The organism is Sediminibacterium sp. FW305-C-49 (assembly GCF_058231085.1).
This window is the reverse complement of sequence record NZ_JBIQXS010000001.1, coordinates 700,236-712,761: the sequence shown is the minus strand read 5'-3', so window position 1 is coordinate 712,761 and position 12,526 is coordinate 700,236. Positions and strand designations below refer to the sequence as shown.

Here is a 12,526-nt window from a genome sequence, read left to right as displayed (position 1 = left end):
CATTAAATATATGTAGATGCGAAAAATTATACTCACGATCAGTCTCACGATCATACTAATTGTGAACAGGTCAGAAGCGCAGGTGGATGCACATTTTACACAGTATTATGCGCATCCCTTATGGCTTAATCCGGCATTAACGGGTGTGAATGACGGTTACTACCGCGTAACGGCCAATTATCGTTATCAATGGCCATCCATATCTTCTCCCTTTACCACCAAAGGCATTTCGGGTGATATGGCTTTGTCTGATGCTTTTGCAGTTGGATTAACTGTATTAAGCCAGACCACCGGCGACGGAGGATATTATTATAACAACGGTTATTTATCGGTTTCTTACAAGGCAAGATTGACTGAGTATAAAATCATCAGTGGAGGATTTCAGGTAGGTATGCTGAATAGAGGTATTGACCCGGGAAAATTTCAATATGGAAATCAATACAATCCGCTGGTAGGTTATGATCCTTCGATTCCGTCGAATGAGCAATTTATGCGAACCAATGCTACTGCATTGGATGGAAGTGTAGGTCTGGTTTATTTTGATGCAGAGCCGGAAAAAGCCATGAATGCGTTTTTTGGTGTAAGTGCCTATCATCCAACACAACCACGTAACCAGTTTCTGGCAAATGGAAACAACAACAAAATTCCTATGCGTTATGCTGTACATGGTGGTGTTAGAATGCGTATGACCGATAAAGTTGATATCACTCCTCATGCCGTATTGCTGAAACAGGGAGATGCGAGCGAAATTACAGGTGGGGTGTCGCTGAATATGCAAATACAGGATGGAGCCGATTTACTTTTGGGTACCACTTATCGTTTGAATGATGCAGTGGCTCCCAATATCGGTATTCACCTGAATGGACTCACTATAGGATTCAGCTATGATATCAATATGTCGAAAATGAAAACCGCATCCTCAGGTAATGGAGGATATGAATTATCTATCAGTTTTATTGGTAGAAGAAAAATCACTGACTCGAAGTTTGTATGCCCAAGATTGTAAGCCCTAAATATTGTTTTTTATTTTTTACCATTTTGTTACTCTCTTTTGTAAAGGGTAAGCAGGATTTATATGCACAGCGCGCAAAAAAAATACTTAAAACGGCTGATGCATCATTTAAAACAAAAGATTATTACCAGGCGGCAAAACTATATGCAGCCGTTTTATATGATAGTCCATTGGTAAAATCAACACCCGGAAAAGTATATCCATATCAGCCAATAAGAAAACGCGGAAAGCTTAATCCATCCGAAATAACCAGCGCAACTTTTCAGTTAGCAGAATCATACAGACTTTATAATGACAATGCCGCAGCCCTGCAGCAATACAAAACATACCTCGGTTATAGCGACAACCGCTTTCCCCTGGCAAAGTTGTGGTATGCTAATATGTTACTCTCAGTTGGCGACCCTCACAACGCACAGAAAGCATACAATGATTTTTTAACACAGTACCGGAAAGAAGATGAATATGCAAGCATGGCGAGACTGGGTATTGCATCCAGTTTATTTGCCATCAAAGAAGTAAAAGAAAATCCAAGGGCAACCGTTACAAAAAATACGTTAACAGGCTCGGCAGATGGTTCCAATTTTGCCCTTGAAAAAACAAATGACAGTACGATCTGGTTTACCAGCTCAAGACATGAAATGGTTCGTAAGCAAAAAATATTTCCTGTGCGTATCTATACAGGGAATGAAAACAGTGCATTTGTAAAGAAGCTGGCTTCCGGTGCAGACGAAGAGTTAAATATGGGTGCTTCATCTTTATCAGCAGATGGACTGACCATATATTTCACAGGATGGAAAACCAATAAAGGGTCAGCAGATGAATATCGAATCTATTACATGGAACGTAGTACTGTTTCAGCACCATGGGGCAAGCCAGTGCTATTGCCTGCTCCGGTAAATGTAAAAGGGTATCAGTCGAAACAACCATTTATCAGTCTTGATGGGCGGTATCTTTTTTTCTCTTCCGACCAGCCGGGAACAAGAGGTAACTATGATATCTGGTTTGTAAAAATGAATGGTAAAACACCTGAAACCGCTGCTATCAATGCAGGGGTGAATATCAACACGGTAAAAGAAGAGGTTTCGCCATATTATGATGCAGGTGACAGTAGTTTGTATTTTAGTTCAGATGGTGCAGTAGGCTTGGGCGGAATGGATATCTATAAAAGTCATGGAAATCCTGAGCAAAATCTGTGGTCGGGTACAAGCAACCTGGGGCACCCGCTTAACTCTGGTAAAAATGATCTGTATTATAAAAAATACAAGGGGTCAGATACAGTTTATTTCAGTTCAGACAGAAACTCCTCCTGTTGTCTCGAGATATTCAATGCAATTTTACTGCCATTTATACCCAAAGCCGATACGATAGCGTTTGTAGCTCCAATACTTAAAAAAGATACGATACAGGATAAGCCGGTAATACCACCAGTTAGCAAACCGGATTCAGTTCAAATCATGCAGGCGCTGGTAGATTCTGTGGATGCTATTACCCAAAACAGATTGCATATCAATTACAATTTTGCGAGTGCACGCATTAGAAACGTTGACATTCCTACACTCGAAGGAATTGTTCGCCAGTTGAAAGCAAATCCGGAGCTTAATATTATGGTTGCCTCTTTTACTGATTGTATTGGCTCAAGAGAGGCTAATATAAATATGTCTAAAAAAAGGTCTGCATCTGTAAAAGCATACCTGATGAGACAAGGTATTGACCCTGCAAGAATCAACACCGATTTCTTTGCCAAAAGATATTTCCTGCTGGCTTGTAAGGAAGATGCTTCTTATAATAAGGCAGCGCAAATGGCGAACAGAAGATCTGATCTGATTTTAACAACAGAGAAAAATCCACGTTGGGAGCCTTCCGGAAAAGAAGTGGATGCCAATGGATTGGTTGATAATACAATGTCTGCTACTGATAAAAAAGTAAACAGCGAATTGAAAGAAGCTGACGAGAACGCAGACTCGTTTAACAAAAAACAGTTTAGTACAAAAGAAAGTCAATCTAAATCAACAAAACGAAAACCCCGGAACCAAAAAGCAAAAGAGCCTGAGACTGATGTAAATACTAAACAGCAATCAGGTAAATTTAATCTCATCAAGCCAGCTACTGCAAATGGAAACAAACAGAAGCCGCTTGTTGATAAGGAAGCTAAAACAGGTCAGGGGCAATATAAAAAACTAGATATAAGTGAGTTGCTTGAGTTTGTGCCTAAGGTAAAAGCCACTAACCTTGTGGATGAAATGAAAATGCGAATTCCAAGTAAACCATTGTTTGTTTATACCACATCCGATTCTGTTCGTATCGATTTATATGATAACGGGTCCTTTGACTATGATTCCTTATCTGTTATTTATAACAAGGAGATAGTGGCCTATAAACAATTGCTTCGGACTAATAAACCTGTTAGTTTTTATGTGAAATTAAGCAGCGATCAGAGTAAGAATGAAATGATCTTCTTTGCGGAGAGTCTGGGTATTACGCCGCCCAATTCTGCACTGATGGTCATTACAGATGGTGAAAATAAACGTACAGAAGTGAATATTTCCAGCGATTTCAATTTTAATACGGTGGTGTATTTTATCAAAGTCAGCAAGTAGTCGTAGTATTGCGGTGTCAAAATACAGCATTGGCACTTAAAACCGCTTTATGAAAGACGTTGTTGAAATACAGGAAAATAAACAGCCGTTATTATTGGTGATTATAGCGAAAATCATTTCTTATGTTTTTCACCCACTGTTTATTCCTACTTATATTTTCTTCTTTTTGATGCAGCAGGTGCCTTATGAATTTGCCGGTATTACTGCCTGGCAGTTAAAGATGCGTTTGTTTGGTCTGTTCTGGCTCACAGCTTTTTTCCCGGCATTTGCGGTTTTTCTTTTGTGGCGACTGAAATTCAGCGAAAGTATTTTTCTGAGAACACAGAAAGAAAGAATCATTCCATTTGTGATTACGATGTTCTTTTACTGGTGGATGTATTACCTGAGCAGAAATTTTGCCGACCAGCCAGCAGTACTTAAATTCTTCTTTATGGGAATTTTTATTGCAACATCTGTTGGGCTTGTGTTTAATAATTTTATTAAAATCAGCCTGCATGCAATGGCAGCAGGGGGAGCAGCAATGGCGGTTATTTTATTCGCTTATTATTACCAAGCGCCATTCGGAGTTTATATCAGTATAGCATTGTTGCTGACAGGACTTATATGTACCTCACGGCTATTGGTGAGTGATCATACCAATGCCGAAATCTATTATGGCTTACTGGTAGGGTCGGGTTGTCAGTTTGTTTCGTATCTATTTGTAATGTAAAACTAATCAGAATCTTACACACCTTGTTTTATCGATTGTTGAGTTTCTGATTTTAAGAAAACCTCGGTAAGTTGCTGTGAGTTCGAGACCGCCTCTCCAGTTTGATACTACTTTTAATTTTGAAATGTTTACATCATAGCTAACGCCTACACTAAAATGCTCGAATTCCATTTTAATAGTTGGAATCAATGCATCACCCCATCTCATAAAGCTTCCAATATAAAACAGGTCTGGCTCGTTACCATCATCATACTCCCTGATGGTCATTCCATATAAAACACCACCCAGTATTTGTTTGTTATTGTTCTGCGTGAAGTAATCAATGAAACCCATAATCCTACTACGTTCACCGGAAGGAGCATTGATTCCGGCATTGAGTGATAATCTTGGAGAAAGAAAATTTTCAGTGGTGCCAGTAACTGATTTAATGGTGGGATTGGTTACATGTGATAAACCGGCTGCTACATATACCCTTGTTTTATCGTTGAATGATGTGCTTAACGACAAGCCTGTGCTAAGATCCCAGTAAGAATAACTGGTGTTGGTAATAGGCTGCGATGTTGGGTTAGAAGCATTATATTCTCCCCCCCTGAACTGGTCACCCATTTTTAATTTGGAAGCGTCAAACTGACTTGAAACAGGTCCACCCATAAATGCCAGCGACAGATAAGTGTCATCATTATTGCTTAATGATTTATGATAGTTGATGGCAGGGAGTATTTGTGTTCTTCTCAAACGAAGATCTCCGGCTACATCGATACTCATTTGAGAAGCAACCGTGAGGAAATCATTTTTTCCGCCCATGGGAATTTTGTGTTCTATACTGAATGACGATGTCTTATAAGGAACCGTTACACTGCCCCATTGACTGCGATGCGCCACTGAGGCCCTGATATCACCTGTAAATACACCTGCTAAAGAAGGGTTGCGTAACAATGGTTGCTCATAAAACTGAGAGAAGGTAAAATCCTGTGCATGGATTTTACCAGCGATCAGTAGTGCTGTCATTGCAATGATGCGGAGGGTAGAATTTTTGCTCATTTGAGTATGGTTATATTTCCTTTAAATGTGGTTGGTAATCCTTTTTCACAGATGACTTCCGATACATATACAAATACATCGGGAGTTACCGCTTTTCCAAAAGCAGTACCGTTCCATGCATATGCAGGATCGCCAGGTGAGAAGTTGGCTTTTTCAAAAACCAATTGACCCCATCTGTTGTATATTCTGAAACTTTTGATCAGTTTAATACCCTTACCCTGAACCAGTAATACATCATTCACGCCATCTCCATCGGGTGAAAATGCATTCGGAACAAATAGTTCTGTTGCAGGACAAAGGGTTTTAATGCAAAGGGTATCTGTACTAACACATCCATAATTGTTTACCACTGTACAGGATATGCAGGCGTCATTTGAAAGTTTTACTTCAGGTGTTGGACATGTTGGGCAACTGATGGATGCTGCACCACCCCAACGCCATTTACGGATTTGATCATTGCTGCCGTTAATGGCATTTACTGATAATACCCCTAGCTGGAAACTTGTTCCTGCGGTAATAACAGTATCTCTTCCTATATTAATTGGTGTTGGACGGCCAACGACTACCTTGATCTGTGCCGTATCTGTAAAACAGTTGTGGTCATCTTTACCAATTACATTGTAGACTGTTGTTTCAACTGGTCGTGCAACCGGGTTGGCGACACTTGTATTGCTTAAACCTGTTTCAGGATACCACCTGTATGTACTTGCACCTGTTGCGGCCAATTGTTTGCTTTCTCCTATACATAATGTATCGCCCTGTGCGGCAAACATTTTCAATGGCTGAATAACACGGATACTGGTAGACTTAATGTCACTGCAACCATGCTGATCGTACCCGATCACTCGAACAGTTGTACTTCCTACAGGTCGTACAATTTTTGAAGCAGGCCCTGTTGCAGTAATATTATTGAGTTGATCGAACCAGATATAATTCATGGCACCTGAAGCTACGAGGCGAATAGAATCACCTTTGCAGATAGTGCTGTTTGGTGTAATGTTGATTATTGGTAACGGATGTACCGTCATCGCTTTGTAAGCCGAATCAAAACAATTATTTACAGTTGTAGCAGTAAGGCGAACTGTATATTGACCATCTACGAGATAACGAACAGAGATGAGAGAATCTGTACTTCTTGTGCCATTACCAAGATTCCATAATAACATGGCAATGGTATCTCTTGAATTAACAATGGGTGCCAATTGGGTAAGCTGACCCTTGCAAACATCTCTGATGGCATCGATATCAACCTTAGGAAATTCGAATATGTCAACAAAGAACTGCGCTTGCAATGAACTAACACAGCCAGCATTACTTTGAACACTGAGGTTCATCGTATAGGTTCCTTCAGTTGTAAACCTGATGGTGTTTTCTTTTTGAGAAACCGTATCGCCCGGCGCAATACTCCATTTCCAGTTGCGGATACCAAAATTGGAACGACTACCGTCATTGAACTGGTAAACGGTATTGCCGCAATTATGAACACCTGATAAAGTAAAGTCTGCTATTGTCTGGTCAACATTTACAGCTACCGTATCTGAAGAACTTACACAAACAGCATTTGATATTTCCCATGCAAACCGGTAAGTGCCAGTTACAAGTCCTGAAATGACAGTATTTGGTTTGGTTGGGTCAGCAAGTACAGCAGTATTAGGACCGGTTATCTGTTTCCACATACCTGTTCCGACTACAGGTGTATTTCCCTGGAGCATGGCAGATGTAGCTGCATTACATACAAGTATATCTGAACCGGCATTGGCCACTGTTACCGGCGCCACAACACTAATTTCAACCGGGCTGGAATACATAATCGCACAAGTGCCATTTTTAACGAGCGTTCGGTATAAAGTATTTCTAGTAAGGTTTACATAACCCAACGTATCGCTAAGTGGTGCAGTTAATACAGTCCAGTTGGCTCCACTATTTTCTGATGACTCCCACTGCACAATGCTTCCAAGCCTTCCAGATAAAATAATATTTCCACTGTTATTATTATAGCAAACGGTGTCTGCCCCGCTTAATGCTCCTGCTACAGTAGCTGCATCAACAACAATATTTACAGAGTCGCTGAATGCAGCAGAACAAACGCCACTTTGTACCATTACCCTGAACATGGTTGTAGTAGCTAAATTGCTGAAGCTGTACTGAGCACCAGTATAATTAATCAGGTTCCAGTTTTTTCCATTGTCTGTAGATGACTCCCAACGAATGAGATCACCTACATAATCGGTTAGCTGTAATGTGCCATTATTTGAAGTAACACAAACGGTATCATTTGCAGCAATATGTCCGCCTACGGTTAATGGATTAACGGTGATGGTAACCGTATTTGAATATAGAGAAGCACAAACGCCACTCTGAACCAGCACCCTGAATCTTGTCGTAGCGGTGAGATTTGAATATGTATAGCTGTTTTGTGTTGTACTGATAACAGTCCAGTTGGCGCCATTGTCTGTAGAACTTTCCCATCTGATAATTGATCCGGTATAGTTACTGATTGACAGTGAGCCGCTGTTAAGATTGGTACAAACTGTATCATCCTGGCTAAGCTGACCAGCAGAAGTAGGCGGATCAATTCTTACCTCAACCTCATTACTTGAAGAAGGGCAGATATTATTTGAAATAGTCCACATGAAACGATAAGTACCAGTACTCAAACCCGACAGGTTTGTACCTGCATGATTGGCATTGCTGAAGAGGGCTGTTGTAGGGCCTGCAGTCTGGCTCCATACACCAACACCGGAAGAGGGGGTGTTTCCATCAAGCCTTGTCGTGCTGCTGTTACATATAACCTGGTTTAATCCGGCAACGGCATTGGTAACCGGAGGCATTACCGTAATCAATACAGGGTTTGAATAACCTGTTGCACAAACGCTGTTCTTAACCAAGACCCTGAATAATGTGGAAGTAGTAAGATTATTGTAGGTGTACTGAGCAGTACTGCTTGATATGATGGTCCATGTTGCTCCATTATCAGTTGAGTATTCCCAATGGATAATATTGCCAGTTGTACCTGTTAATTGTAGCGTACCTGAATTAGAACCTGAACATACAGTTGTATGAGATGATAAGGTTCCGGGAACAGTAACAGGTGCAACAATAATCTGTACGGTATCTTTTGAATCAGCACAAAGATTGTTGGTGATGGTCCATACAAAAGCGTAAGTGCCGACACTCAAACCTGTTATAACTGTATTGGGGTCTCCTGCATTTGCAAAAACAGGAACTGTTGGTCCGGATAAATATGTCCAGGTACCTGTTCCTGAAACAGGTTGATTTGCCTGTAACACAGTTGTCGCTGCATTACAAAGTGTTTGATCAGGTCCGGCATTTGCAAGAGTTACCGGTTGTAATACGGTAATGGTAACATTATTTGAATACAATTGATTACAAGTGCCACTCTGCACAAGAACACGATAAGCAGTGGTGGTACCCAGGTTTGTATAAGTCTGGTTGTTAGTGGTATTTGCAATATTGTTCCATGAAGCACCACCGGTAGTTGAAAACTCCCACCTGAGGATATCACCCGTAAATCCACTGAGCGAAAGAATATTACTATTGGCAGTGGCACAAACTGTGGCATCGGCTACCAGCGTTCCGGGAACAGTTGGGGCATCTATTGTTACCTGAACAGTATCTGCTGAATTGGCACAAGTTCCATTCGCAATGGTCCATATAAACTGATAGGTGCCGATGGTTAAACCAGATACTGTAGTATTTGGATCATTCGCATTGGTAAAGTTCACAACAGAAGGAGCTCCTGCAACTACTGTCCATGTACCCGTACCAGAAACGGCAGTATTACCATTAAGTGAAGCACTGGTTACATTACACAAAGTCTGATCCGCACCAGCATTGGCAGTTGTAACCGGAGGTATAACAGTTACAGTCACTTCGTTAGAATACAGTGCAGGACAGATTTCATTTTGATTCAATGCCCTGTAAGAAGTAGTCGTATTCAGGTTATTATAAGTGAAAGTATTGGATGTGTTGGAAATATTGGTCCATGATCCGCCATTGTTAACCGAGAATTCCCAACGGATAATATTTCCGTTGTTACCAGACAGTGTGAGTATATCGGTATTATTGGTTGCGCAAACAGTAGCAGAAGCAACCAGGTTGCCGGCAATGGTGGGTGGATGAATGGTTACCTGAACAATATCTGTTGAATTGGCACAAGTTCCATTCGCAATGGTCCATATAAACTGATAGGTGCCGATGGTTAAACCAGATACTGTAGTATTTGGATCATTCGCATTGGTAAAGTTCACAACAGAAGGAGCTCCTGCAACTACTGTCCATGTACCTGTACCGGAAACTGCAGTATTACCACTGAGGGTGGCAGTGGTAACGTTACACAAATTTTGGTCAGTACCAGCATTGGCAGTTGTAACAGGAGGTATAACAGTAACAGTCACTTCATTAGAATACAGGGCAGGACAGATTTCATTTTGATTCAATGCCCTGTAAGAAGTAGTCGTATTCAGGTTATTATAAGTGAAAGTATTGGATGTGTTGGAAATATTGGTCCATGATCCGCCATTGTTAACCGAGAATTCCCAACGGATAATATTTCCGTTGTTACCAGACAGTGTGAGTATATCGGTATTATTGGTTGCACAAACAGTAGCAGAAGCAACCAGGTTGCCGGCAATGGTGGGTGGATGAATAGTTACCTGAACAACATCAACAGAATTGGCACAAGTTCCATTGGCAATGGTCCAGATAAACTGATAGGTACCAATGGTTAAACCAGATACTGTAGTATTTGGATCATTCGCATTGGTAAAGTTCACAACAGAAGGAGCTCCTGCAACTACTGTCCATGTACCCGTACCGGAAACTGCGGTATTACCATTGAGGGTGGCAGTGGTAACATTACACAAATTTTGGTCAGTACCAGCATTGGCAGTTGTAACAGGAGGTATTACGGTTACAGTCACTTCATTAGAATACAGGGCAGGACAGATTTCATTTTGATTCAATGCCCTGTAAGAAGTAGTCGTATTCAGGTTATTATAAGTGAAAGTATTGGATGTGTTGGAAATATTGGTCCATGATCCGCCATTGTTAACCGAGAATTCCCAACGGATAATATTTCCATTGTTACCAGACAGTGTGAGTATATCGGTATTATTGGTTGCACAAACAGTAGCAGAAGCAACCAGGTTGCCGGCAATGGTTGATGGTACAATACGGATTTCAACGGTATCAGATGAACTTGCGCAGAGAGTATTCGAAATGGTCCAGATAAAACGATACGTACCATAAGTTAATCCATTCACAGTAGTAGAAGGGTCGGCAGCATTGGTGAAACTTGCTGATGAAGGAGCACCTGGAACAAGTGTCCATATACCAGTACCCGAAACAGGGGTATTGGCAGTCAATGCAGCAGCAGTTACATTACACAATACCTGATCGCTACCTGCATTGGCTGGAGTAACTTCTGGTAAAACAGTAACGGTTACAATATTGGTAAATAATGCAGGACAAACGCCATTTTTTATCTGACCACGATATTGAGTGGTTTGCGTAAGGTTGGTATAACTTATATTGCTTTGATTCGCTGTATTGCTGATGCCAGACCAGGTGATACCATTATCAATCGAGAATTCGGTTTGAACAATATTGCCAAAGAATCCGGTAAGGGTTAATGCTCCAATATTACTGGTGATACAAACTGTATTGTCTGCGCTAATATTCCCTGCAACAGTTGGTTGCTGAATGGTGATGGCTACTGTGTCTTTCGAGTCGGAACAAATACCATTTGAAATAGTCCATACAAAATAATAAGTACCAAATGTTAAACCACTCACTACACTATTTGGATCTACAACATTGGAAAATGCAGCGATGGTTGGATTGCCGGGTAGTGCTGACCATGTGCCCATGCCCGAAGTGGGACTGTTGCCGGCAAGTGTAGTAGATGTTGTGTTACATAGCAATTGATCCGGCCCGGCATTGGAAGGGGTTACCAGTTCAAGCACAGTAACTGTTGCGGCAATACCAGAATATAATTCTGCTCCAACACCATTTTTTACCAATGCCCTGAACAATGTGGTTTGTGTAAGATTACTATATGTGTAAGTATCCTGGTTGGTGCCAACAGTAGAAGAAATGATAGACCATGTAACACCATTGTTAACCGATAATTCCCACTGAAGAATGGTTCCAAGATAATCGGTAAGCTGAAGTGTACCATTGTTGTTACCAGTACAAACCACCGCATCGGGTCCGATTACACCCGGGTTGGTAGGCGGTTGTACTGTAATCTGCATGGTATCTCTTGAAACCGGACAGTAGCCATTCGAAATGGTCCAAACCAGTAAATATTTACCATCTGTTGGTGGGGTACCGTGAACATAATCAAGACCTGTAATGGTAGACCTTGGATTAGTTATACCAGAAAAATTAAGTGTAGAAGTTGCGCCTGGTACAACTGACCAGATGCCTGTTCCTGAAGTAGGTGTATTGCCATTTAACATATAACTCGAAACACCATTGATAAACGTGGTATCAGGTCCGGCATTGGCGGGTGTTACTGGCTGTAATACAGTAATGGTATTAAGGTTGCTGTACAGTACAGGACAATTTTGATTTTGTACAGCAGCTCTGAATGTAGTAGTTGAACTTAAATTGGTATACTCAAGCGTATTGGTAGTGTTGCTTAAAGTAGTCCATGAAGTGCCATAGTCGGTTGAATATTCCCAACGCTGAATGTTACCGGTAAAACCACTCAAAGTAAGCGTTCCGTTATTTGATATTGCACAAACAGTAGCTTCTGCCGCAATATTACCTGGAACAGAAGGAGGATGAATAACAACCTGAACTGTATCCTTTGAATCCGCACAAGTGCCATTAGATATTGTCCATACAAATTGATAAGTACCGGCAACCAAGCCACTTACTGTGGTTGAAGGATTGGCAGCGTTTGTAAATGTAACGGCTGAAGGCGCACCTGCAAGAACAGACCAGCTGCCAGCTCCCGAACTTGGGTTATTACCATTTAGTGTAATGCCGGTAACATTACAGATAGACTGATCAGTTCCAGCATTGGCAGTGGTGACAGCGGGTAAAACGGTAATGGTAACAATATTGGAATACTGAGGAGCACAAACACCGCTTTGAACAGAAGCCCTGTACTGCGTGGTGGTAGTAAGATTTGTA

The 12,526-nt window shown here is 41.2% G+C and carries 5 protein-coding genes; 3 read left to right on the top strand and 2 right to left on the bottom strand.

The features are described 5' to 3' along the window. Window positions 1–16 precede the first annotated feature (16 nt). The 3 genes from ACH3Z1_RS02920 to ACH3Z1_RS02910 are packed head-to-tail and all read left to right on the top strand — an operon-like array spanning window position 17 to window position 4,318. Window positions 17–1,006 carry a PorP/SprF family type IX secretion system membrane protein gene (locus tag ACH3Z1_RS02920; RefSeq protein WP_490820342.1) on the top strand — a complete coding sequence of 330 codons (990 nt, stop codon included), beginning with the start codon at window positions 17–19 and terminating at the stop codon, window positions 1,004–1,006. Beyond that, a complete protein-coding gene (locus ACH3Z1_RS02915; protein WP_490820341.1) occupies window positions 991–3,609 on the top strand; it encodes an OmpA family protein in 2,619 nt (872 codons plus the stop codon). Before ACH3Z1_RS02920 ends, ACH3Z1_RS02915 begins: the two co-directional genes overlap by 16 nt. Window positions 3,610–3,658: 49 nt before the next feature. After that, window positions 3,659–4,318 (top strand): hypothetical protein, encoded by a 660-nt coding sequence (locus ACH3Z1_RS02910; protein WP_490820340.1) that lies wholly within the window; start codon window positions 3,659–3,661, stop codon window positions 4,316–4,318. 6 nt (window positions 4,319–4,324) lie between these two features. On the opposite strand, the gene ACH3Z1_RS02905 is transcribed toward ACH3Z1_RS02910, so the two are convergent. Both ACH3Z1_RS02905 and ACH3Z1_RS02900 read right to left on the bottom strand, forming a co-directional pair. Next, window positions 4,325–5,359, bottom strand: coding sequence for a PorP/SprF family type IX secretion system membrane protein (locus ACH3Z1_RS02905; protein ID WP_490820339.1), 1,035 nt, complete (start codon window positions 5,357–5,359; stop codon window positions 4,325–4,327). Then, window positions 5,356–12,526: DUF8696 domain-containing protein (locus ACH3Z1_RS02900; RefSeq protein WP_490820338.1), on the bottom strand; the 7,171-nt coding region annotated here is incomplete at its 5' end. The genes ACH3Z1_RS02905 and ACH3Z1_RS02900, both read right to left, overlap by 4 nt.

Bases quoted from the DNA above. Each gene is read 5' to 3' on its own strand.
- ACH3Z1_RS02920 (WP_490820342.1), top strand. From the start codon at position 17: ATGCGAAAAATTATACTCACGATCAGTCTCACGATCATACTAATTGTG.
- ACH3Z1_RS02915 (WP_490820341.1), top strand. From the start codon at position 991: ATGCCCAAGATTGTAAGCCCTAAATATTGTTTTTTATTTTTTACCATT.
- ACH3Z1_RS02910 (WP_490820340.1), top strand. From the start codon at position 3,659: ATGAAAGACGTTGTTGAAATACAGGAAAATAAACAGCCGTTATTATTG.
- ACH3Z1_RS02905 (WP_490820339.1), bottom strand. From the start codon at position 5,359: ATGAGCAAAAATTCTACCCTCCGCATCATTGCAATGACAGCACTACTG.